Genomic DNA, 23,108 nt, shown 5'->3' with positions numbered 1-23,108 from the left:
TAAAATAGAAACAGAAAAAGGGTTGTCCTCATCGGACAACCCTTTGGTCTTGCCTTTTATAAAATAATAGCCTATTATTTCGAGCTTCTTGCATCGACCTTCGAGCGAAGCATACGGTTCAAGAAGTTAATAACCGGACGGCGCGATTTGTCTACGATACCGATAAGCTCCGCACCAATCTGGAGGCTGAAGATCACGAGGCAGATCACGATAAACGTAATCCAGTTCGCCGCGGCAGACTGGACGACGGTCGATTGCAGAATCGCAAAGCCGCCAAACACTGCTGCTACGCTCCAGATGATAAGAACCGTCTTGCGGTGGCTGAAGCCCAGCTCTTGCAAGCAGTGATGCAGATGTCCCTTATCCGGCGCAAAGATCGGACGCTTATTCACAAGGCGACGGATAATCGCGAAGAACGTGTCGGACAGCGGTACGCCAATGATAAGCAGCGGAGTTACGAACGATACGATCGTAATCTGCTTGAAGCTCGTCATCGACAGCATCGCCAGACAGAAGCCCAGGAACAGCGAACCGGAGTCGCCCATAAAGATTTTGGCCGGGTGGAAGTTGAAGTACAGGAATCCAACAATACCTCCAAGCAGCAAAACGCTGAGCAAGATAATCGGTACATTCCCCATGATGATCGCCATCACAAGGATGGTGCCAATCGCAATGGCGGATACGCCGCCTGCCAGTCCGTCAAGACCATCGATCAGGTTGATTGCGTTCGTCACGCCAACAATCCAGAAGATCGTAAGCGGGATGGATACCCAAGCTTCAATCGGCTGCATCGTAGCGCCAAACGGTACGTTCAGCAGGTCGATCTTGACGCCAAAACCGAATACGACTACGCATGCCGCGGCGATTTGGGCCACCAGCTTCACCTTGGCCGACAGCTCGAAGCGGTCATCGAAGGCACCGATCAAAATAATAATCGTACCGCCAACAAGAACGGCGCGGATTAGGTTAGTTCCTTCTTGGTTCAGCAACCCGTCCGGAATGAACGGCATAAGAATCAAGAATCCAATGGCAAAAGCGAGATAGATCCCGAGACCACCCATACGAGGCATAATGCGCGTATGTACTTTACGGTGATTCGGTTTATCAATCGCTCCGACCTTGAAAGCGAATTTTTTAACAAGCGGTGTCATAACTAAGGCTATTATTAAAGATAAGATAAATCCTAATGTGTACAGTAAGCCTGCTGGCATATTGTGCAGCTCCCCTTTTTCTATCTACCGAAGTGAATTATACTCCGACAGAAGAAGAAACTCCAAATCCCGTTTTCACTTATTTTCAACGGTTTTGGGAGGTTATTACGTAGTAGGACGCGGTTTCTTGACGTTTTCTTTATCGCGAACCACTTTCACGACGAATTTCGGCAAAACCAACATTCTCGGCAGCCTTTTCGGCTCCTGTAATAACCGGTAAAACCACTCCAAACGCAGCTTCTGGAACAGGATTGGCGCTCTTTTCAGCTTTCCTGCAACAATATCGAAGCTTCCTCCAACTCCCATAATAAAGGGTACGCCGAGTTGCTTCTTATATTTGGCAATCCAAGGCTCCTGTGTGTCCGCGCCTCGTGCCACAAACAGTAAATCCGGTGCTGCCTGCCGAATCGCTTCGACTACCTCAGCGTCCTGATCGGCGCCAAAATATCCGTTGCGAACTCCTACGATGCGAACCTGCGGATATTGCAGCTGCAGCTTTTCGGCCGCTGCTTCAATCACTTCCTGCGAAGTGCCCAGCAAATAAGCTGTCCATTTGCGTTTTTCGCCCTCTTGCATAAGACGATGCAACAGGTCAAAGCCCGTTACGCGTTCTGTCACCGGTGTGCCCACATAGTTGGCCGCCCATACGACTCCCGCACCGTCCGGTACGATAAGCTCGGCTTTTCTCATCATCTTGTAGTAATCCTGGCTTTCAACCGCCGACATTACCATAATCGGATTAGCCGTAATGACATGCGTTTGGCGCTTCTGTTCAATTGCTTCTGTTAGGTACTTGACCGTCTCGTCCATGCTCATCTTAGAGAATGGAATTCCGTAAATCGGCACCGTTGGGACTTGTTTCGACAAGTGAAAATCACCTCGATATGGTATGACGCAATAACTGCGCAATTTGTTGCGCCGGTTGCTGCGATTGTTGCCTTAATCGTTCGATCGCTTCGCGATGCTTCTCTTTCCAGCCGCTAGCGTTATCCAGCAGCTGCTCCGCGCTGTCCGCGAAAGCGGCTGCGTCGAGCTGCTCGGTCGTACCAACCGCCGCAAGACCAAGCCGGTGAAGGAACTGGTCGATCTTCGGATCGTACGATAAGCCAAGCATCGGAACCATCTGGTTCGCCGCGTAGATAAGCGCGTGCAGGCGCATGCCCAGCAGCGCATCGCAGCGGCTTACCTCCAGCAGCATTTGCTGGGGGTCATCGCCAGGGGCGGCCAGCTCGGCCGAGCTTCCGCCCGCCAGCCTGCCGCTGAGCCGTTCCATGACCAGCTTCGATGCTTCCGCATCGTCTGGCGTATGGAACGGAAGGAACCGCAGCCGCACCGGGCGGCGGCTGGCAAGCTCGGCCAGCGCGTCTGCCGCGCGGCCAAGATCTTCGCCGTCCTTGCGCCAATGCCGCAAGGACACGCCCAGCACGGGCACAGCCGCCGAATCCTCGGCGGCGGCTTGCGCCCGCCCCGCTGCCGCGCCAGCCGGCAGTGGCAGCCCCATCACCGGATCGGGCACGACCTCGATCCGGCCTTGCGGCACGCCAATCCGCTTAAGAAGCTCAGCGGATTCGGCGTCCCGCACCGACACATACGCGCTCTTCCGCATGCTAGAGCGGATGAGCGGATCCATCCAGCGCCGGTTCACCGGCCCGATCCCCTGCGAATAAATAAACGTCGGCTTGCCAAGCCACTGGGCAAGCTTGATGATTCCGGTGTAATACGGAATCGTCTTGGCGCTTGTGGCATCCTGCAGCAGGCTTCCGCCGCCGCTGATCAGCCCGTCGCTCGCGCGGAGCACGCTCAGCAGGTCCTTCGGATGCATCCTCCGGACCGCTTCCACGCCGTACATGCGGCTTGTCCAGTCCGGGTCGGCAGACAGCACGACCGGCTGAATCCGAATGCCGGCGGCTTCGCCCTGCTCGGCTAACGCCAGCAGAATCGAGCGAAGCACCGCTTCGTCGCCGCTGTTGCGGAACCCGTAGTAGCCGGAGACAACTATTCGGAAAGTTTTCTTATCAGTCCCGGTGACCATTTGCGCCATACCCCTTCCAGCACTTGCCACACGCCAATCAGGATCAGACCGATGATCGCGCCAAGGCCAAGACCCAGGAATACGCGGATAATCGAAATGTACAGCGGCGTATGAATATGGGCGAACGTATCAACCATCGACAGCTGCCCGATCGAACCAACGATAATGAATACCCACGCCAGGCGGTAACGAAGCGCGAGGAACAATCCAATTAATAACAGCGGATGCGCCAGGAGGAATTCCTTGCTCCGCGGGCGAACGCCAAACGTCTGCTCCAGCCAATTGCGGAACGTCAGCTCCAGCGAGGAAGCCGAGCCTTCGTTGCCGGTACGCGACAGGTAATACATGCCTACTACGGCAATGACCACAAACGCAACAACCATAAACACCGTAATCGGCAGATTGGCAAACTTGCGTATGCGGCGAATCGGCGAATTGCCGGTATACAGCAGCACGTAAATCGCCGTAAGGCCAATCGGCGCCAAATGGAGAAGGCTTACGCCGCGGAATTGCTGCAGTACCATGCTGTACGTAATATTGTTCAGAAGGCCGAATACGAATGGCACAGCCATCAGAGAGATCAGCGCGGTTACGATAAACCAAGTAACCGCGAGCCCTAGGCGGCGTCCTACCGTCAGACCCTCGAAGATCCATTTGCCTTCGCCCGGACCATCAGCTCGTCCATTCCACGAGGCTCCGCCCACCGTGCGCAGGCTGCCTTCCGTTCGGGCATATACCCGGTTCATCACCCACACGAGAGCGAGTGTAGGAGCGCTGATACCTGCTCCCAGCGCCAGCGCCTGCTCGGCAAGCGCGCTGTTGATCTGGAACAGACCAGCTGCGCCAATCAATCCGATCAAATAGAGCGGAATGAGCGTACCCGGAATAAATACATTAACAAGCAGTGCAATCAGAGCAACCGCGCCTGCGGCAACAACCATCTTAAGCGGTTTAATGTACGATGGATGCTTCACGTCAAATGGCTGCGCCAAATTCGGAGAGAAGCCGGCATCGGTCATTTTTTGAACCAGGCCGTCTTTGCCCTTCATGGTGATATACAGATTGTCGAGGCCGCTTACTACCTTCGACTTCTCCGTGCTGGTCTGCACGCTTGCATTCAGGAAGAACATCCGGATGTTACGATCCTTCGCCGCAAGCAGGAACCGGTCGGTCAACACTTCCGGCGATTTGGCGATCGCGTCTTCTGCCGACAGGGAGTACAAGCGCACGATATTATAATTTGTAATATATGCTAATTTATTTATGCCGCCTTGAGGTTTTTTCAAATTCTCGATCGTTGCGATTCCCATGCCATACTTGTTGAGGAGCTCGGCGAACGAATTCAGGCTTCGCAGCTCGGCTTGATCCTTAAAGCCCTTCACCGTTGCTCCGTCAAATAATACGCGCGTAACGCCAACTTCCTTCAGGCGGGCCAGCTGCGCGTCGGTTGCCGTCTCGTCATAAGGCAGTACGCGGTCGGAGAAGCGCGCCAGAATGTGAAAGCCCTTGTCATGCAGAGACTGCAGGGTCATCGGATCGAAATCCATCGGCTGCAGCAGGACTTCCTGCAGCGGCAGTTCAACTACCAGACCATTGCGGCCGTCAAAGGTCCAAGGACGGTATATCGCACCCGCACGGTCCATTGCCTCGCGAATGATTGGACCAATCTTCTCTTCCTCTTCCGTACCGCTAAACAGAATGTAGGTGAAGTTCTGTCCAACAGGCTCCAGCTTGCTTTGCAGCAAGGCTACATCCTTCGAATTGTAATATTTCAGGCGGCCGGACTGGGAGAGCTCCTTCAGGGAGCTCTCATACAGCGACATCGTCGTAATGCCGACGTCCTTCATCTTGCCTAGCTGCTCGTCGATAAACTGCTGAGGGCGGGCCTGATAGTCCGAGATCTCGACCAGGTCACGATAATCAAATACATATTCCACGGACTTCGAGGATGATTCCATATCCATACGGTTCATCCCGATAGGCAGTGCGGCGATTACGCCGATGATTGCAATAACCCATAGCCAGAGTATCGCTTTGCGGTTCCATTGCTGCCAACGTTGAAGCACAATAATCCTCCGTTCAACTCTTTACGAATGTAATCCTTAACTACGGTCCGACCGGCGGATTACGCCTTGCTGTCAACCCGCTCCATAACTGCTCCGCGCAGCTCGGCCAGCACTTCTGCCGCATGCTCCGTAGATTGTCCGCGAACTGCAAAGTAAACCTTGATCTTAGGCTCCGTGCCCGACGGACGAAGGCAGAACCACGATCCGTCAGCGAGCATATATTTGAGTACATTCTCCGGACGCAGTCCGTCCAGTCCGCCGAGATAGTCAAGAACGCGTTCTACCTTCACGCCATTAATCTCCGTTGGCGGGTTATTGCGCCAGTCGTTCATAATGCCGGCAATCTGCTGCACGCCGTCCAGGCCTTTCAACGTACGCGACTCGAGGCCTTCCAGATAGAAGCCATGCTTCGCATACAGCTCAAGCAGTACGTCATACAACGTTTTTCCTTGACTGCTATAGTATGCCGCTGCTTCGCAAATCAATAACGAAGCTACAACGGCATCCTTGTCACGCGCATAATCGCCGGTCAAGTAACCGTAGCTTTCTTCATAGCCAAACAAGAAAGTATGCTCGCCCGTTTGCTCGTAAGCCGTCATTTTCTCGCCAATATATTTGAAGCCAGTCAACGTATTCTCAACGGCAGCCCCGTAGGAACGAGCGATATCGGCCCCCATCTCGCTGGTAACGATCGTCTTGATGACAACGCCGTTAGCCGGCAGCTGGCCGCGCTCCTTCAATTGACTAAGCACATATTCAATCATCAACGCGCCTGACTGGTTGCCCGTCAGAACGACATATTCGCCATTATTATTTTTCACAACCGCACCCATGCGGTCCGCATCGGGGTCGGTACCCATGATAATGTCAGCGTCAATCTCTTGCGCAAGCTTAATAGCCAGGGTGAAAGCTTCGCGTTCTTCCGGATTTGGCGATTTGACCGTGCTGAAATAACCGTCAGGCGCCTCCTGCTCGGCTACGATATGAACATTGCTGAAGCCCGCTTTGCGCAGCACTTCGCGGACGGGCAGATTGCCGGAGCCGTGAAGCGGCGTAAAGACAACTTTAAATTTCTCGCCAAGGCCGCTTTGCAGCAGCTCTTTGTTCAAGCTTTGCGCGACAACCGTATCCGTGAACTGCTCGTCCGCTTCGGCGTCAAGCCATACAAGAAGGCCTTGCGCTTCCGCTTCCTCGCGGCTGATTCTCTTCACTTGGCCGAAACCAGTCACCTGGCCGATGGAGGCAATCACTTGCTCCGCGTCTTCCGGAATCAGTTGGCAGCCATCCGCGCCGTATGCTTTATAGCCGTTGTACTCGGGAGGATTATGGCTTGCCGTAATCACGATGCCCGTGGAGCAGCCCAGTGCGCGTACCGCGTAGGAAAGCTGCGGAGTTGGGCGAAGCGACGGGAACAGGTATGTCTTTACTCCGTTTGCAGCCAGTACGAGCGCGGAATCAAGCGCAAACTCCGGCGAGTTGTTACGGGAGTCATGCGCGATAACAGCAGACGACTGTCCTTCAACCCGGGACAGCAGCCAGTTCGCCAGGCCTTGTGTAGCTTTGCCGACCGTATAGGCATTCAGACGGTTCGTACCCGCGCCCATAACGCCGCGAAGGCCGCCTGTTCCAAATTCGAGATCGCGGTAGAAGCGGTCCGTAATTTCCTTCTCTTGTCCTTCAATGCTGCGGAGCTCTTCCTTCGTAGCCTCATCGATCAGCGAGTCATTCAACCAAGCATTATAACGTTCAATTGCTTTTTCATTTTGATTCAAGCAGCTTCACTCCTTTTTTTATGGACAATTTCTCTATTGTTACATTGAAACATTAAAACAGGATTAACGGGTAAGCAAAAAAGTCTTATCTTTCGGACAAAGCAAACATAAGCTCGCCTTCCGCCACAACTTGCCCATCAACCGTAGCCGTTGCTTTGCCTTTGCCGATTGGCCCTTTAAGACGCGTAATTTCCACTTCCAGCGTCAGCGTATCGCCCGGTTTCACCTGGCCGCGGAAACGGAAGCCGTCAATGCCGGCGAAGAAGCCAAGCTTGCCGCGGTTTGCTTCAACCATCAGCATCGCTACGGAGCCTACTTGCGCAAGCGCCTCAACAATAAGTACGCCGGGCATAACCGGGTACCCTGGGAAATGCCCTACAAAATAGGGTTCGTTCATCGTTACGTTTTTAATTCCCACCGCGCGAACGCCCGGCTCTACCTCCGTAATGCGGTCAACGAGCAGAAATGGCGGGCGATGCGGAATGATTTCTTGAATTTGGTTAATATCGAGCATGAATATTCGCTCCTTTCGAGGGTTAACAGGTATAAAATACGTCTACATTACAAAAACTAATACTATCCTTCATCAAACTGCAGATTGTGAAGGTTAAGATAAGGGGGCTTGGCTGGCGGATATCGATAATCCACGGGCCAAGCCTCTTTGTGTGCCTGCTGCCCTATTGCCCAGGGCCAATCGTGGGGTTCTCTCCGGAACCCGGCTTGTTGAGCGCCTGGAACAAAATGATGTACACGATCGCCGTCACGAACGAGAAGGCAATAACCGCCCACAAGTACGATGAGGCGAATGGTGCTTCAAGAAAAACAAACATGATGCCGATGTAGAACAACACTGTCGTCAGTTTGCCCATCCAATTCGCCGGCACGGTCTTTTTCCCTTTGAAGTGAAAAATCATGCCTCCGGCTATCATTCCCAAATCGCGCAAAAAGATCGCTGCCGCGGCAGCCCATGAGATATGGCCGGCCAATAGAAGCGATAATATGACGGAAATGAACATCAGCTTGTCAGCGAGCGGATCGAGCATTTGACCAACTGTCGTTACCTGCCCGGTGCGCCGGGCAATATACCCGTCGAGTATATCTGTGAGGCCTGCTGCCACGACAACCAGAAAGGCGTAAATCATATGTCCCTGGGCGAAAATCGCAACATAAACAGGGATCATCGCAAAACGCAGCGAGGTCAAAAAATTCGGCAGATTCAAACGCGCACGCCCCTCTACCTTTATCCGTTTCTTCTACCAAGGTTCCCAATCATTATACAACTACCATATGAAAATGAAAACAGCACCAAAGGCTTCGGAGATGCCAAAAGGGCTGCTTCCCAGTCATTATAACGTCATGACTTCCGGAAACAGCCCTTGATTATTTACTCTACGTATCGGAGAACACCAGATCATACATGTGCTGCCAGGTCGACCATTGGAACACTTCGCCCCCCGGCTGCTTGCCAACAACCGCGTACCCGACATATAAACCGGTGATGAGCATAATGACCATAATGACCGGTACAATACTTTTGCGCAAAATCCAGAACGTAATCCGCGCACCCTTGGAACGCTGCTTCTTCTCGGATTGACCGCCGCTTTCGGCTTTGCTTCTTTCCTCAACTGGCGGTTTTTCCTGACTTTTCGGCGCGCTCCGCGATAGAACCGCCCGTTCATCCGTCATACTCTCACCCTATCTATTTGCGCAGGCCGTTGGCTAACCCCATCATCGTATCGCTGGACGTTAAAGCTCTGGATGCCAGCTGGTAAGCACGCTGCACATTAATCAGCTCCGTCATCTCATCGCCCAGATTCACATTTGACTGCTCAAGGGCGCCTTGACGAAGCGCAATGCCATTATCACCGTCAGGCGTTACGTTCTGCAGGACATCTGCAACGTTAATGCCGTCGGCTATTTCATATAAGTTGTCGGCAACCAGCGTTAAGGCTGCAGGACGCGTCGCCTGAACCAGCTTAATCGAGCCAAGTTCAATGGTGCCGCCGTCACTTGCTACCCCTTGCGCGCTGCCGTCCGGATTGACCCGAAGCTTATAACCCTGCGGGACTACAAGCGGCCCTTCGCCTGCCGGCGTATTCGCGATAACCGGATAACCTTCCGGCGTTGCCAAAATCGTATCACCGTTTGCGGTAACCGTCAACTGCAGCGCCCCGTTGCGGGTGTAGGCGCGGTCTCCTTCGCCGCTTACGACTACCTCCAAGAGAGCATTGCCTTCAATGGCTAGATCGGTGTCCTTTTCGGTTGTCTTAATCGTGCCCTGCTGCAAATTCGGCTGAATCATCGCAAGTCTCGAGCCCCAGCCCTGATTGAAGTTCAGGGAAGTCAGCCTTCCCGGCTGACTGAACTCTTCCGGCTGCTTCCTTGTATTGTTCAGCAGATCCTCGAAGGTTGCTTCCTTACGTTTATAGCCTACCGTATTCACGTTCGCAATATTATCGGCCATCATGTCCAATTTCTGCTGAAGCGCGTTCATGGATACGCTGGCGTTGATCATCGAGCTGTTCATCTAGACGCCTCCCAAAAAGAATTGCCGCACAAACGGCTTAACCGCGGCCTTATACACGGCCTACCTGGTTAACCGCTTTATCCAAGCTTTCATCATAAAATTGAATAACCTTCTGATTCGCTTCATAAGCGCGCAGAGCGGCCATCAAGTCTACCGATGATTGCGCGGCATCCACATTGGAGCGTTCTACATAGCCTTGGCGTACCTCGACGCGTTCACCTGCCGCAACCGGCCTTGTATCTGCGGCATCGCCGATCAGCCGGAATTTACCGTCCCCTTCGCGGGCGAGCTCGTTCGGATTATCAATCCGCGTCAGCAGCAGCTGTCTTCCCGAGTCTGCTCCGGTCTTCGCGTCAACAAAACGCTGATCCGCAGTCAGCGTCAGGCCATCCAGGCTAACGCCCGGCGGGAATCGAATCGGATTGCCGTCTGTTCCGAGCACATTCGACCCGTCGCCGGATACAAGGAAGCCATCCGATGTCAGCGTAAAGGAACCGCCGCGCGTGTATCGGATTTCGCCGTTGTCATCCTGCAGCGTAAAGAAAGCCTGCGGCTGAAACGTCACGTCGCCGTCCGGCGAAACGTATTTACCGGAGGCATCAAAGGCCATCCCCGGTACATCGATATTGGAGACAAGAGCAAAGTCCGACGACTTGCCCGTCTGCATCAAATCACCCTGCAGGTGAATGGCAAGGCTCTCTTCCGCAAATACGCCGGTACTGATCTTGCCGATCTGCTTCTCCTGCTTCTCGTCAACGCCCGTCAGCGACAGCAGCATCTCGGGAAAAGAACGGGTAACCGCATAAGTCTGCTTGTAACCCGGCGTATTAATATTAGTAATGTTATTCGTTACCGTATCGTGTCTGCGCTGCTGCGCGGTCATACCCGCCGCAGCTGTATAAAGACCTCTTAACATGTGGCGCCTCCTCGGCCGGTCCGCTTGCGAAGCCGTGCTCTCGAAAATCGTATCTCTTCTTATTATAATATCGGCTTCGCAGACAACCGCCGTTATAGATACCCTCTGCGACCTTCGACTCATTTATGCCTCAGCACGCCCCCCACAGCGTCTTACCCGCACAAATCAGGCCCGGCTTTTTTTGCCGAGCTTGTCCAAGTTGTCAAGCAGAATGCCCGTCCCCTTCACGACGCAGTGCATCGGGTCCTCTGCAATTAGCACAGGGACCTTAAGCTCGTCCGCCAGCAGGGCATCCAGCCCGTCCAGCAGCGCGCCGCCGCCGGTCAGAATAACGCCACGGTCGATAATATCGGCGGACAATTCGGGCGGTGTCCGCTCCAGCACCATCTTGGCAGCTGCAACGATAGACATCACCGGATCCCACAGTGCCTCGCGCACTTCTTCGGAACGGATTGTAAGGGTCAGCGGCAGGCCCGACACCATATCACGGCCCCGGATGTCGATCTCGTCATGGCGTCCATCCGCATAGACGGTGCCGATCTTGATCTTGATCTCCTCGCTTGTCCGCTCACCGATCAGAAGACGGTACTTGTCCTTGATGTATTTCATAATCGCCGCATCGAACTTGTCCCCCGCAACCTTAATAGAGGACGAAGTCACGACATCGCCCATTGACAAGACAGCCACATCGGTCGTACCACCGCCGATATCCACGACCATGTTGCCGCTAGGCTGGAAAATGTCCATTCCAGCCCCTATAGCGGCAGCCTTTGGTTCTTCCTCCAGAAATACTTCTTTCGCGCCGCTCCGTTCAGCCGCTTCGCGAATCGCTTTCTGCTCTACCGACGTAATATTGGTAGGTGCGCAGATCAGAATACGCGGACGGCTGAACCATTTGCGGCCTTCAACACGGTCAATAAAAGCCTTGAGCATAATTTCCGTAATCTCGAAATCGGCAATAACGCCGTCGCGAAGCGGACGGATGGCAATAATGTTGCCGGGTGTACGCCCGACCATGCGGTGCGCTTCCTCGCCTACGGCAAGCACCCGTTTCGAATCGCTTTCAATCGCAACTACCGAAGGCTCGTCAAGAACAACGCCCTTCCCTTTCACATGAATGGATACATTGGCAGTACCCAGATCGACTCCGATATCCTTGCTTAGCATAAGGCTATAGTCCTCCAACGAATAATGTAATCATCCCGTCCACAAATAGTTCCCATGACATAGGACATACTGATGTACATTATTCGCCAAAAACCACAAAATTCCTCTAACTTATGTGCGGAAAAACTCGAAAAATGTTTATGATTTCCCAGCTGCGAGAACCTCGCGCTTCTTCGTGCTCGTCTTCTTGTATTTGATCTTTGTTGCTTCTCCTCCCCTCAAGTGCCGGATCGATTTGTGGTACTCGAGAATGTGCTTCACCTGGTCTGCCAGGTCAGGGTTAATTTCCGGCAATCGTTCGGTTAAATCCTTGTGAACCGTACTCTTGGAAACGCCGAACTCTTTAGCGATCGTACGCACCGTATGTTTCGTTTCCACGATACAACGACCTATTTTAATGGTTCGTTCTTTGATGTAATCATGCACGTTCCCGCCTCCCTACTCGAGATAGTTTGGTACAGTATATGAGTGGTCCGGGTATATATTCTTTATGGTCAAGCCTTAAAGACGTGTTTGGCCTAAAATTTTCGTGAAAAAACGAAACAGGCAGGGGTTTCCACCCCTGCCTGCGAGACTTTCGTCCTATTTTTCTTCGCTAAGCGATTGGCCTACGATGGAAGCCGGGTTAACCGACTTGCCGTCTTCCTTCACGCTGAAGTGAAGGTGGACACCGAGATCGCGCTCGAGGTCGTTCCGGCCGGCTACTGCGATTTTGGTTCCTTGCTTCACGTCATCGCCAACGGCTACCTGAATATCGCTAAGGCTTTGGTATACCGTAACGAGTCCGTTGCCATGGCTGATCTCCACTACATTACCGTTTGTTGGATGCTTCTCAACGCGGGTTACTTTACCGGAGAGGGCTGCCATTACGTCAAACGGCTGGTCGCTTGGATCCGCAAAGTCTACGCCAGTGTGCGGTACAAATGTGTTGTCGTTCGTTTGAACAACCGCATTTGCTTTTTGGTCAGCTGTAGCGTTTGCGTCAAAGTACGGAAGCACTTCATCCAGTACATCTTTGTTTGCTACCGGCCATTGCAGCTTCTCGCCTTTTCTTCCTTCTTCAAGCGCTTGGTCATCCGGCTTAACGACATCGCTACCTACAGCGGTCTCTGTTTGCTCGGTAGTCGTAGCTGAAGTTTCTTTGGTGTCGTCCGAACCCTGATAGATCCACATTAAGGCTACGATAATTGCTGCCGCTACCATGAACGCTGCCGGGGTTACCCATTTCCTCGACAACAGTCTTTTAAAGCCGTTGCTAGACTTAGCGGCAGATACTTCTCCTAGTACGTTTTTAGGAGATTCTTGCTTAGGTTTGTTTTGGTTTTCATTCATTTGATATCACCTCACTAGCCATTGTTGCCAGAACGTCTAGCTTTATACGTGAGGCGTTACTATTTTTTGAGAAGAACTTTTTTTGCTAGCTATATCAAGATTTAATTGCAAGCTTCGAAGCTTGCTCCACCTTCGTATCGGTATAATAGTAGGTCACAATCTGCTCCGCGCTTTTGCCTTCCTCCGCCATTCCGTTCGCTCCCCACTGGCTCATGCCTACCCCATGCCCGTAACCGAAGGTTGTAAAGGATATCGAATTCCCGTCCAGCTTCCACAGGAATTGAGAGGAGGCAAGGCCTAGCTTCTCTCTTACTTCCCTGCCGGTGAACGTCTTGCCGTCTATCAGAATATCCGCGATCCGTTTGCCCTCTGTCTTGTCCAGCACGCGGATATCCGGCTTCTTCTTGCCGCCAAGCCCCAGTCTAGCATAGAAATCGGAGAACGAAAGCTTCACGGTCTCTTGATAGCGGGGTGAAATCAATTTGTCCCAAGGGCTCGCCACACTGCGAAGATAGGGAAGCTGCTCTTGAAAATATTGCTCCGAGTTTTCCGTATACCCGTTGCTGGTAGAGAAAAATACCGCCTGTATCGGTTCGCCGCCATACGTGATAATCTCACCGCGCGTCTCGCTTACCGCTTTGTTCAGCTTGGCCAGGTTCGCCTCCTGCTTATCCTTCGGCCAAAGTCCCTTAAGCTTGTCGAGCGGGATATATACCTGATGATCAACCGTATCGGTGACATCCGCCCGGGAAGCTGCGGCCGAAGAGGGCATGCCGCTGTGATCGTCCAGCTCCAGCCTTCTTACTATATAAGTACGGGCAGCGATTGCTTGGGCCTTCAAAGCCTCCAGTTCAAATTCCGCCGGCATTTCCCCTGCGACCACGCCCCTAACATAAGTCTCCATGGAGACCCGCTCCGTACGCTGTTCCTTCGTCAAATAAACCGTTATATACGTTTCCTTTTCCTTGCTGCCGGCTGCTGCGGGCTTCCCGGCAGGAGACGGCAAAGGCGCCTGCCCGAACCCGTCGGCAGACGCCCCATTACTTGACGCTACGCCGCCGCTTCCCTCCTGGAATGGATAGGTTTCGCTTGATTCGGCGTTCCGATATGCCGAAGTCGCAAGCATCACGGAGATGCTCATAACGATTCCGATTCCGAAGGCTGTCCAGCAAACAGCGGCTAACCACCTGCTGCCGGCACGCCTGGCCGCCCGATTCGGTCTGCCTATTACGTATCTCATAGTTCTCCTTTCCATCTATCGGCCCCTTTTAAGAGAATGAACTCTCTTAAAGCCGGCCTTGATGGATTTATTCTATGAGGCCGATTAATAGGATAGAACCGGGGCTCTAGTTAAAGCGCGACGCATATCCTATTGTTTCTAGTCATGACGCAAAGCATCGACCGGGCGCAGACTTGCTGCTTTATTTGCCGGCAGGTAACCAAAAACAACGCCAACAAAGGCAGAGAAGCCAAAGGAAAGCAGCATGGTATTCATTGGCACTTCGGTTGGGGTTTTCATAACCTCGCCTATGATATAGGAAGCTATATTGCCGATAACGATACCTAGCATTCCGCCGAGACCGCTTATAACTACTGCCTCTACGAGAAACTGAAATAAGATGTCTCTCTTCTTCGCCCCCAGAGATTTGCGTATGCCAATCTCCCGGGTACGCTCCGTTACCGAGACGAGCATAATATTCATGATCCCGATACCGCCAACCACCAGCGAGATTGCCGCTACGTAGATCAGCTGCCTGTTCATCGTTTCGTTCACGGAATTGAGCGTCTTCATCGCTTCTTCCTGGTTCAATACACGGTAAGCATTCTCGTTGCCGCGGAACTTCTCATAGAGCTGAGCTTCCACGCTGCTGACGACCGAGCTCATCTGCTTCGTGTCCGTCACTTTCATATTAATGGTCGTAACGCCGCTTACTTGGAAGACTTTCTGCGCGGTCGAGATGGGAATGAGGATTTTCTCGTCATTAGAGCCTGTTAGAGAATCCCCTTTGGACTCCAGCAAACCAACAATGGTGAAGATATACCCGTTTATCGTAATCTTGCGGCCTACCGCATCTTCCGGATCCACTCTCTCGTCCTCGAACAGGTCCTGTGCGGTCTGCGTGCCGATCAGCGCTACCTTGGTCTTGTTGTTAATGTCAGGGGCCGCAATATAGCGGCCATCCTGAACGCTGAAATCTTTCACTTCCTCGTATTCGGGCGTAATGCCCTCGACGGTAACCGATACTTGAGTCCGGCCGTATTTGGCATAGCCGTTCGTGCTCGTAATCGGAGCAACTCCGCTCACATTATTCAATTCGCCAAGCTTTAGCGCCTCATCTACGGACAAGGAAGTAACCGTCCCCCGTCCCGTGATCGTAACCGAGAGCGAATCCGGACTGCCGAGCGTCGAGACCTGGCTCGCCACTTCATTGGATGACGCTTTGCCCATCGCAACAAGCGCGATAACGGTCGCAACCCCGATCAGAATGCCGAGCATCGAAAGGATGGTTCTAAGCTTGTTCGATAAGACGCTCTTGACCGCCATTATGAGGCCCTGCGTAATCTTCATGGCTGTCCCTCCCTTTCTGCTCCGTTAACACCCCATCCCGGATAATGACCGTACGTCTCGCACGTTGGGCAACTTCCATATCATGCGTAATCAGCACAATGGTCTGTCCCGCGCGGTTCAGCTCCTCCATCATGCCAAGCACTTCCATGCCGGTCTTCGAATCAAGTGCTCCCGTTGGCTCATCCGCCAGCAAGAGCGGGGGATTCGTGGCGAGAGCCCGCGCAATCGCAACGCGCTGCTGCTGGCCGCCCGACAATTCGTTCTGACGATGGCCTACCCTCTCGCCAAGCCCGACGCGTTCAAGCGCCTCCATGGCGCGCGCACGCCGCTCCTTGGCCGACAAGCCGCGGTAAATAAGCGGAAGCTCGCAATTCTCCAGTGCTGTCAATCTCGGAAGAAGATGATACCCCTGAAAAATAAAGCCGATTTTCTTATTCCGCATTTCCGTCAGCCGATTATCGCTTTGCCCGCGGATCTCCATGCCGTCCAGCTTATAGCTGCCTTCATTCGGTACGTCCAGGCAGCCTATGATATTCATTAAAGTAGACTTGCCGGAGCCGGACGGGCCAACTATGGCAAGAAAATCGCCATGGTTGACCTTCAGCGATATATTGTGCAGAACCGTCATTTTCTCTCCGGCCATCTTGTAATACTTGACGATATCGTTCATTTCGATTAGAGCGGACTGTCCGTTCATCGTGTACCACCGCCGCCGCCAGCTCCCCGGGTCGACGTTCTTACGTTTCCGCCTCCGCCGCCCTGGAAGCCGCCTGCTGGGAATTGTCCGCCAAATCCGCCTCCGCCAAATCCGCCGAACTGCTGGGTTTGCTGCTGCTGGGTGGCGGACGAGCCCATGCCTTGCGCACCCGTTGCTACGGGGATCAGAACCGAATCGCCTTCCGCGAGACCCGATTTGATCTCAACATACGTCTCATTGCTGATGCCGACCGTTACTTCCTTCAGCTGGCCGCCAAGCGTAATGCTTTCGCGCATTTGAGCACCCGCGCCGCCTCTTCCGCCTTGACCGCCAAAGGAATTACCGCCCTGAGCGTTTCCGCCTGGCGAAGTTCCAGGTCTTGTGCCTTGGCCTGTACCACCCGCAGCTCCGCCTGGAGCTGCACCGCCTTGCGTGCCTAGAGGTGCCGTGCCTTGACCTGTACCGCCTCCATTGGGCGTAGTACCGCCTTCAGTGCCGCTGTCTGCAGCGGCAACATTTCGTCCTCTTCCTTGTCCTTCTGCCGTTGTTGCTCCGCCTTGGAAACGACCGCCTCCGCCTTGCCAGCCGCCGCCAGCCGCTGCTTCATTCCCGGTCGCGCCTTGCGTTCCTTGACCGCGTTGACCTTGGCCGCCGGTTGCTCCGCTTGGAGCTGCGCCATTCCCATTCCCATTCCCCGTTCCGCTGCCCGTACCAGGAACGCGAACATATGACTTGCCTCCAAATTCAACAACCGCATTAACCGGCACAAGCACGGCATCCGTACTTTGCTTCGTGGTAATATCCGCCTGACCGGACATGCCGACCATGACGCCGTCTATATCATTAAGGAGCAAGCTTACGCTGTAAGATGCCGAACCATTGGAAGAGGTCCCTTCCTTTGCAATCTCGGATACCGTTGCTTCAATGGTCCGGTCCGTAATCGCGCTAAGCGTAATTTGCGCGGCTTGCTTCTCTTTCACGCTAGGAATATCCAGCTCATCAATGCTCGTAACAAACTCAAGATGCGAATAGTCAACAATCTCCGCGATGGTTGTGTTGGACTGAACCTCATCGCCCACGCTCACATCGCTTGTCGTCACTTCGCCGTCGATTGAAGCGATAACCTGCTTCACTTCTTTCGCCTGATCTTCATAGATGTCCTGAAGCTGATCGTTGTAGTCATCAATGGTTGACTGCAGATCATCAATGGCATCCTTGATCGATTTGGTCGTCTGCTCCTCGTTCTCGGTGCCAATCGCTTCTTTATATTCCTCTTGCTTGTCAGCGATCTGCTCTTTTGTTTTGGTGATATTTTTGTTGATCGACTCGATCTGATCATCATAATTATCGTTGTCTTCAAAAGTAGCCAGCACTTGCCCTTTCTTCACCTTGTCTCCTTCTTTGAAGGATAAGGTTGCAATGGTGCCGCTTTTACCCGCGGTTACCGTCTCTCTGGAATTCGCCTCTACCGAGCCTGTCCCGCTTATCGACGTCTTAATGTCGCCTTTGACAGCTCTGGCCGTAACCGCAAGAGGCGTCTCCGCCGTTGCCTTCTCATCGCGCATGAAATAGTAGTAATACGCGCCCCCGCCGGCGGCAGCAAGAATAATGATGATACCAAGCCATAATGTCCACTTCTTCATTGACTGTACTCCACCCTCCATCGGTCATATCTACCGAGGAATATATCACGGGAAAATGAACACAGCATGAACAAGCCAAGGGGCTCCGGAACGACCTCTTTAAGCCAAATGATCAGATTAAACTTGCACACTCTTAGAAGTGCACAAAAAAAGCCGCTTCCTCATGAAGGAAACAGCTTCTTTACCAAACCTATACGTTACGCCCAGGTAGGCTGTACTTTCAATACTGCGGCTTCGCGCTTGAAGCTGCCAACCGGTTCAAGCTCAGCAGCAGGTGCTGGAGCAGCGGCTACAGCGGCAACCTGAGCTTCCGGCTCAATCCGTCTGATATCCGCACCAAGAGCGGCAAGCTTGCCTGTAATATCCACATAACCGCGGTCTACGTGATAAATGCCGGATACCTCCGTCTCGCCGTCTGCACGAAGTCCCGCACAGATCAACGCAGCGCCTGCGCGAAGATCGGTTGCGCATACTTTTGCGCCAACAAGCGGCACGCTGCCGGTTACGAATGCCGAACGGCCTTCGACCTTAATCTGCGCATTCATCTTCTGGAATTCTTCAACATGCATGAAGCGATTCTCGAATACCGTCTCCGTTACGACCGAGGTTCCTTCCGATACGAGCAGCAGCGCCATCATCTGGGACTGCATATCGGTCGGGAAGCCAGGATGCGGCAATGTCTTCACATCTACCGACTTTAGCGCTTTAGGGGCACGAACACGAATGCCGTTGTCTGATTCCGATACTTCAACGCCCATTTCCTGCAACTTCGAAATAACCGGTGTCAAATGATCCCCAATCGCATTTTCCACAAATACGTCTCCGCCCGTGATCGCTGCAGCAATCATGTACGTGCCTGCTTCCACACGGTCCGGAATAACATTATGGTTCACGCCATGCATGCGCTCAACGCCTTCAATACGGATCTCGCCCGTACCCGCGCCGCGCACCTTGGCACCCATAGCATTCAAATAGTTGGCCAAGTCAACGATTTCCGGCTCTTTCGCAGCGTTCTCGATCGTTGTTGTGCCCTCCGCCAAAGCGGCGGCCATCATAATATTTTCCGTTGCCCCGACGCTAGCTACATCCAGATAGATCTTCGCACCTTTAAGACGCGATTTAGTACTTGCTTCAATGAAGCCGTGTCCAAGGGTAATCTCCGCCCCCATTGCTTCAAAGCCCTTCAGATGCTGGTCAATTGGTCTTGTACCAATCGCGCACCCGCCCGGCAGCGAAATCCGAACCTTGCCGATCCTGGCCAATAAAGGTCCCATGACAAGGAAAGAAGCACGCATCTTGCGGACGAACTCGTAAGGAGCCTCAAAGGAGGAAATCATCCCCGCAGAAATCTTCATCGTTTCATTGTTGTAAGTAATTTTTGCGCCCAACGAAGCTAATACTTTCTGAATGGTCATTACATCGTCGAGGAGGGGAACGTCACAGATGACGCTGTCTCCTTCCGCCGCTAATAACGAGGCCGCCAAAATGGGAAGTACTGCATTTTTTGCACCGCTGACACGGACCGTTCCCGATAGACGCTGGCCTCCGCGGACGATAATTTTGGTCATCTTATAGTTCCCTCCGCGAACTGAATTTCTCCAAACATTAGTTCCAATTTTTGTATAAGAAAATGACAAATTTAAGCTTTATCCAACCTTCATCTTATCATTCATTTACACAAATCGACAAGCGGTAAATTATTACCAGAAAGATCGTCATAAAGCACTAAATAAACCGCTGAACCGAGCCGAAAGAACTGTCCGAATATTGCCTGGCGGGCAGCGTTTTCATTTCATATCCGGGGCTTTATATACAGTTGTTCGTAGTCCCGTGTCATTTTCATACCGTCCTGTAGTATCCATTGTTGTCTTTTTTGAAGTTTGTTATTCGACAAAATACTGCAGGAGCTTCGTCCAGTTCCAGTAATCCAGTATAAAACCGGCGAAGCCGTGACCCAAGACAACGGCAAGCACTACCTGGAACATTCTAGCCTTCGGACTGCGCGGGAATTTGAAGAAAACGTCCAGCTTGATCTCCTGCAGGATATACCAGACGAATACGATGCTGAACAAATTCACGACGATTGAAAATAACGCGATGGTGCCGGATGCATGCTGCGCATCGTTCACCATTTGATCGATACCCATCTGTCTTACTTTCCCTTCTACATCAATATGTCTGTTCGATGGTTAATGTCTATATACCCGATATAAAATCGTTGTAAACTCCGCACGGCTGGCTTTTTTGCCAGGCTCGAAGCGGTCGTCTCCCGTGCCGCTGATTACCCCCTTCAGCTTCAGTACATTCAGCATTGGAGCCGCCCAATGGGCGCGCCCGACGTCTTTGAACGGATTTCCGGCCGGCGGCACAGGCAGCACTTGATCGGCATAACCGATGATAAGCGCCATCTCCGCTCTTGTCACCGGCTGTTCCGGACGGAAGGTTCCATCCGGGAATCCTTTGATCCACCCCTTCTGTACCGCTTTGGCAATTGCGCCGTAAGCCCAATGATCATCGTCCAGATCCTTGAACCGGACTTCTCTTGGCATTCCGGCAATGATCGGCTTATACGCCTTGATCGTCATCGCCACCGCTTCCGCGCGGGTAATCGGCCGGTTCGGCTCAAACGTATAAGGCCCGGTACCGCTCACGATGCCCAGCTTGCTCATCTCGGCAACCGCGTCCCGCGACCAGTGGCTGCCAATATCGCGGAACCCGGCTACAAGCGGATCGGATTTCACCTTGAAGCGGTAATACTGCTTGTCAAAAGCGCCGTTCGCCGTAAGCTTTATGTAATACACCCCCGGCTGGAGAACCTTATTCACCGCCTGAAGCGCCCCGCTGCGACCGGTCATTTGAGTAAAGACCAGCTTCTGCTTCTTATCGTATGCTTCCAGCTTCATCATTTTGCCTGACGGAACGTTAAACAAATTCATGTCCACAACGCTCGCCTGGGAGAGACGGAGCTGGAACCAGTCCGCATCGCTCGCGCTGCCGATTACCCCGACATACTCCGTGCCGGAAGTGGTCATCAGCGCTTCGTAATACTTATCGTTTGGTTCGTTTGGATCCACGTATTTCGGAACGTAGTCCATCTTCAGCGTGTAGGTTCCCAAGGTAGGGCTGGCCTCGGACGATATCGCATTGTGGATACGGATATAATATTTGCCCGGCGAGACGGTTAGTACTGGAGACTGCTCCGACGCACCCTCCCGCTCCTCGTCATACGACATTAACGCCTGGCCCGCCTGCTGAACCGCAAGCTCGGGATCGATCCGAACCGTATCCGTCGTTACCCGAAGGCTTAGCGTTCCGCCTTGCGTGAACGTCACCGCATACCAATCCCGGTCTGCCAGCTGATGAAAGGAGCCGGTAATGCTCTGGCTTCGCGGCTGAAGCGTGTAGGCTTCATACGTCTTGTCGTTTTGCTCATAGCTGTCCGGAGCCATGGCAAAGCTTGCCGTCAGCAGGTAAGGCAGCTTCAGGTCATTTTCAGCATTCATATATTGAATCAGGAAGGCTTGCTTGCCCTTTTTTACTTTGAATTCAACCGTCCTGCTTCCGAGCTTGGACTCCGTCGCCGCTTGCAGCTTGTCGCCCGAATAATGGGATAACCGCACGGGCTGCGTGGTGCTGCCCTCGGCAATCCATTCCTCGAAATTCAGCGTGACGGTCCCGTCGTACGGGGCGTCAATCGTATACCAGTCGAGGTCGCCGCCTCCGGAAAGCATAGCGGTAACCTGCTTTCCAGCAGGAAGCGGCCTCGCGCTTGCACGGTTGCCGTTAGGCTCGAAACGGTCGGATTTCGCCGTCATCGTAACCGCCTTGTTCACCTGAAGCAGGCCGTACCCGGACTTGTTATCAAAGCCGGCCGGGCCGATGTCCTTGGCCGTCTGGCGCAGCAGCTCCCTTACCTGATAAGGCTTTAGCGCCGGATATCTGGCCCAGACTAACGCAGCCGCGGCCGCAACCTGAGGAGCCGCCATCGACGTTCCTTCCTCCTGCTTGTATCGTCCTCCCATTGCGGTTGTATACACATGCCAGGACGCCGCCAGATCAACCTCGGGACCCGGGTTCGAGCGGGAATCCGGCGTATTGTCCGTCTTCGCTCCGCCAACTCCAAGCACAGTGGGATAAGCAGCCGGATATTTTACCGCGGCCTTATTCCCTTGCATGAGACCGTCGTTGCCCGCCGCAGCAATGAGCAGAACGCCCTTGCTTTCGGCGTAGTTCACGATGTCCAGCATATAAGGCGAATACCTGTTTAATCCGACGGACAGCACGACAATACGCGCGCCGTTCCGGACGGCGTACAGGATCGCCTCCCCCAAGTCGCGTTCTGTTCCATCCCCTTGAGAATCCAATGCTTTGATTGGCATCAGCTTGGCTTCCCAGAGGATGCCGCTTACGCCGATGCCGTTATTGCCGGCGGCAGCGATAACCCCGGCCACGCTGGTGCCGTGGCCGTTATCATCATCAGGCGGCTTATTGGGCTGAACAAGGTTGGTACCGGGCACAAGATTGCGCTTCAGATCCGGATGATCAAGATCAACCCCCGTATCTACGATCGCAATGGTCAGATCGGTCTGCTTCCGCACGGTCTTCCAGGCTTCAAGCGCGCCAATCTGCTTCAAGTAAGACTGCTTGGCGAGCTCCGGATCGTCTGCCGCGTATGAATCTGCGGAGGCCGATGCGAGAATGTGCACCTGTTCGTTCGGGTGCACATATTCAACGCCCGGCTCGCTATGCAGCCGGGCTGCCCAAGCGGCAGCGTCCGCCCCGCTGTCGGCGGGCTGGACGAGCCAGACCTCCGCCGCCTCGCTGCTCTGGCGGCGGATGACGCGAGTTCCGCGCAGCTCATGCGCCTGCGCGGGCTCGCGCCATTTGAGGAGCCAGCTTAGCGGCTCCTCTTGCGCCCCGGCGGGGGCGCCGGCGGCGGCGGTGCTCGCCGCTGCGGCCCCTGCCGGGGCCATGCCTGCCGGGGCGGGGACAACCGCCCCGGTGGCGAGAATCCCCGCGAGGAGAAGCGCGGGGAGAGTTCTTTGCAACAGGCTGCCGAGAGCTTCTTTTCTCATCTGTTTCTGCCTTTATCGATATATTTGTCTCCGTCTCAAATTATACGCATGCTATTGCCATGCGTTTCTCTATCGACCGTTTAATAGTCTCTCTTTATCTC

The 23,108-nt window shown here is 53.5% G+C and carries 20 protein-coding genes; all 20 read right to left on the bottom strand.

Annotated elements, in window-relative coordinates:
• Positions 1-74: 74 nt before the first annotated feature.
• Positions 75-1,211, bottom strand: a complete 1,137-nt coding sequence (locus M3194_RS12010; protein ID WP_251653983.1) for a glycosyltransferase family 4 protein — start codon at positions 1,209-1,211, stop codon at positions 75-77.
• Positions 1,212-1,316: 105 nt separating this feature from the next.
• Positions 1,317-2,027, bottom strand: a complete 711-nt coding sequence (locus M3194_RS12005) for a WecB/TagA/CpsF family glycosyltransferase (RefSeq protein ID WP_251654256.1) — start codon at positions 2,025-2,027, stop codon at positions 1,317-1,319.
• Between the two features lie 58 nt (positions 2,028-2,085).
• Positions 2,086-3,243 (bottom strand): polysaccharide pyruvyl transferase CsaB, encoded by a 1,158-nt coding sequence (csaB, locus tag M3194_RS12000; RefSeq protein WP_251653980.1) that lies wholly within the window; start codon positions 3,241-3,243, stop codon positions 2,086-2,088.
• A complete protein-coding gene (locus M3194_RS11995) occupies positions 3,207-5,309 on the bottom strand; it encodes a DUF5693 family protein (RefSeq protein ID WP_251653970.1) in 2,103 nt (700 codons plus the stop codon). Before M3194_RS11995 ends, csaB begins: the two co-directional genes overlap by 37 nt.
• A gap of 59 nt (positions 5,310-5,368) precedes the next feature.
• Positions 5,369-7,081 carry a phospho-sugar mutase gene (locus tag M3194_RS11990; protein ID WP_285889221.1) on the bottom strand — a complete coding sequence of 571 codons (1,713 nt, stop codon included), beginning with the start codon at positions 7,079-7,081 and terminating at the stop codon, positions 5,369-5,371.
• Between the two features lie 85 nt (positions 7,082-7,166).
• Entirely contained in the window at positions 7,167-7,595 is a 429-nt protein-coding gene (gene fabZ / locus M3194_RS11985; protein WP_251653968.1) for a 3-hydroxyacyl-ACP dehydratase FabZ, read from the bottom strand.
• A gap of 163 nt (positions 7,596-7,758) precedes the next feature.
• Positions 7,759-8,301, bottom strand: coding sequence for a CDP-alcohol phosphatidyltransferase family protein (locus M3194_RS11980; RefSeq protein WP_251653956.1), 543 nt, complete (start codon positions 8,299-8,301; stop codon positions 7,759-7,761).
• 169 nt (positions 8,302-8,470) lie between these two features.
• On the bottom strand, positions 8,471-8,767 hold the full coding sequence (locus tag M3194_RS11975; protein WP_251653947.1) for a DNA-directed RNA polymerase subunit beta: 297 nt from the start codon (positions 8,765-8,767) through the stop codon (positions 8,471-8,473).
• Between the two features lie 13 nt (positions 8,768-8,780).
• Positions 8,781-9,608: a flagellar hook-basal body protein gene (locus tag M3194_RS11970; RefSeq protein WP_251653945.1), complete on the bottom strand. Its 828-nt coding sequence runs from the start codon at positions 9,606-9,608 to the stop codon at positions 8,781-8,783.
• 49 nt (positions 9,609-9,657) lie between these two features.
• Positions 9,658-10,524 (bottom strand): flagellar hook-basal body protein, encoded by an 867-nt coding sequence (locus M3194_RS11965; RefSeq protein ID WP_251653942.1) that lies wholly within the window; start codon positions 10,522-10,524, stop codon positions 9,658-9,660.
• Between the two features lie 165 nt (positions 10,525-10,689).
• Positions 10,690-11,691, bottom strand: a complete 1,002-nt coding sequence (gene mreB, locus M3194_RS11960; RefSeq protein WP_251653941.1) for a rod shape-determining protein MreB — start codon at positions 11,689-11,691, stop codon at positions 10,690-10,692.
• A 138-nt stretch (positions 11,692-11,829) separates the two neighbouring features.
• Entirely contained in the window at positions 11,830-12,117 is a 288-nt protein-coding gene (spoIIID, locus tag M3194_RS11955) for a sporulation transcriptional regulator SpoIIID (RefSeq protein WP_042170162.1), read from the bottom strand.
• A gap of 156 nt (positions 12,118-12,273) precedes the next feature.
• On the bottom strand, positions 12,274-13,023 hold the full coding sequence (locus M3194_RS11950) for a M23 family metallopeptidase (RefSeq protein WP_251653939.1): 750 nt from the start codon (positions 13,021-13,023) through the stop codon (positions 12,274-12,276).
• Positions 13,024-13,117: 94 nt separating this feature from the next.
• Positions 13,118-14,278: a stage II sporulation protein D gene (gene spoIID / locus M3194_RS11945; protein ID WP_251653938.1), complete on the bottom strand. Its 1,161-nt coding sequence runs from the start codon at positions 14,276-14,278 to the stop codon at positions 13,118-13,120.
• Positions 14,279-14,401: 123 nt separating this feature from the next.
• Entirely contained in the window at positions 14,402-15,592 is a 1,191-nt protein-coding gene (locus M3194_RS11940) for an ABC transporter permease (RefSeq protein ID WP_251653927.1), read from the bottom strand.
• The gene (locus M3194_RS11935; RefSeq protein ID WP_251653925.1) at positions 15,534-16,289 is read right to left on the bottom strand and encodes an ABC transporter ATP-binding protein; all 756 of its coding nucleotides are present in this window, start codon (positions 16,287-16,289) and stop codon (positions 15,534-15,536) included. The genes M3194_RS11940 and M3194_RS11935 overlap by 59 nt, the downstream gene beginning before the upstream one ends.
• Positions 16,286-17,932: an efflux RND transporter periplasmic adaptor subunit gene (locus M3194_RS11930; protein ID WP_251653923.1), complete on the bottom strand. Its 1,647-nt coding sequence runs from the start codon at positions 17,930-17,932 to the stop codon at positions 16,286-16,288. Before M3194_RS11930 ends, M3194_RS11935 begins: the two co-directional genes overlap by 4 nt.
• 197 nt (positions 17,933-18,129) lie before the next feature.
• On the bottom strand, positions 18,130-19,500 hold the full coding sequence (gene murA, locus M3194_RS11925) for a UDP-N-acetylglucosamine 1-carboxyvinyltransferase (RefSeq protein WP_251653911.1): 1,371 nt from the start codon (positions 19,498-19,500) through the stop codon (positions 18,130-18,132).
• Positions 19,501-19,815: 315 nt separating this feature from the next.
• Positions 19,816-20,079 (bottom strand): DUF1146 domain-containing protein, encoded by a 264-nt coding sequence (locus tag M3194_RS11920; RefSeq protein ID WP_251653899.1) that lies wholly within the window; start codon positions 20,077-20,079, stop codon positions 19,816-19,818.
• Between the two features lie 42 nt (positions 20,080-20,121).
• Positions 20,122-23,007, bottom strand: coding sequence for a S8 family serine peptidase (locus tag M3194_RS11915; protein WP_251653897.1), 2,886 nt, complete (start codon positions 23,005-23,007; stop codon positions 20,122-20,124).
• Between the last annotated feature and the right edge of the window lie 101 nt (positions 23,008-23,108).

This window comes from Paenibacillus glycanilyticus, assembly GCF_023715145.1.
Taxonomy (GTDB): Bacteria; Bacillota; Bacilli; order Paenibacillales; family Paenibacillaceae; genus Pristimantibacillus; species Pristimantibacillus glycanilyticus_A.
This window is presented reverse-complemented; position numbering and strand designations above follow the sequence as displayed.

What these genes read in the sequence shown, in the direction of transcription:
- csaB (WP_251653980.1), bottom strand. Translation starts at nt 3,243, where the DNA reads ATGGTCACCGGGACTGATAAGAAAACTTTCCGAATAGTTGTCTCCGGC.
- M3194_RS11930 (WP_251653923.1), bottom strand. Translation starts at nt 17,932, where the DNA reads ATGAAGAAGTGGACATTATGGCTTGGTATCATCATTATTCTTGCTGCC.
- M3194_RS12010 (WP_251653983.1), bottom strand. Translation starts at nt 1,211, where the DNA reads ATGCCAGCAGGCTTACTGTACACATTAGGATTTATCTTATCTTTAATA.
- M3194_RS12005 (WP_251654256.1), bottom strand. Translation starts at nt 2,027, where the DNA reads ATGAGCATGGACGAGACGGTCAAGTACCTAACAGAAGCAATTGAACAG.
- M3194_RS11975 (WP_251653947.1), bottom strand. Translation starts at nt 8,767, where the DNA reads ATGACGGATGAACGGGCGGTTCTATCGCGGAGCGCGCCGAAAAGTCAG.
- spoIID (WP_251653938.1), bottom strand. Translation starts at nt 14,278, where the DNA reads ATGGAAAGGAGAACTATGAGATACGTAATAGGCAGACCGAATCGGGCG.
- mreB (WP_251653941.1), bottom strand. Translation starts at nt 11,691, where the DNA reads ATGCTAAGCAAGGATATCGGAGTCGATCTGGGTACTGCCAATGTATCC.
- M3194_RS11965 (WP_251653942.1), bottom strand. Translation starts at nt 10,524, where the DNA reads ATGTTAAGAGGTCTTTATACAGCTGCGGCGGGTATGACCGCGCAGCAG.
- murA (WP_251653911.1), bottom strand. Translation starts at nt 19,500, where the DNA reads ATGACCAAAATTATCGTCCGCGGAGGCCAGCGTCTATCGGGAACGGTC.
- M3194_RS11940 (WP_251653927.1), bottom strand. Translation starts at nt 15,592, where the DNA reads ATGAAGATTACGCAGGGCCTCATAATGGCGGTCAAGAGCGTCTTATCG.
- fabZ (WP_251653968.1), bottom strand. Translation starts at nt 7,595, where the DNA reads ATGCTCGATATTAACCAAATTCAAGAAATCATTCCGCATCGCCCGCCA.
- M3194_RS11950 (WP_251653939.1), bottom strand. Translation starts at nt 13,023, where the DNA reads ATGAATGAAAACCAAAACAAACCTAAGCAAGAATCTCCTAAAAACGTA.
- M3194_RS11915 (WP_251653897.1), bottom strand. Translation starts at nt 23,007, where the DNA reads ATGAGAAAAGAAGCTCTCGGCAGCCTGTTGCAAAGAACTCTCCCCGCG.
- M3194_RS11970 (WP_251653945.1), bottom strand. Translation starts at nt 9,608, where the DNA reads ATGAACAGCTCGATGATCAACGCCAGCGTATCCATGAACGCGCTTCAG.
- M3194_RS11935 (WP_251653925.1), bottom strand. Translation starts at nt 16,289, where the DNA reads ATGAACGGACAGTCCGCTCTAATCGAAATGAACGATATCGTCAAGTAT.
- M3194_RS11920 (WP_251653899.1), bottom strand. Translation starts at nt 20,079, where the DNA reads ATGGGTATCGATCAAATGGTGAACGATGCGCAGCATGCATCCGGCACC.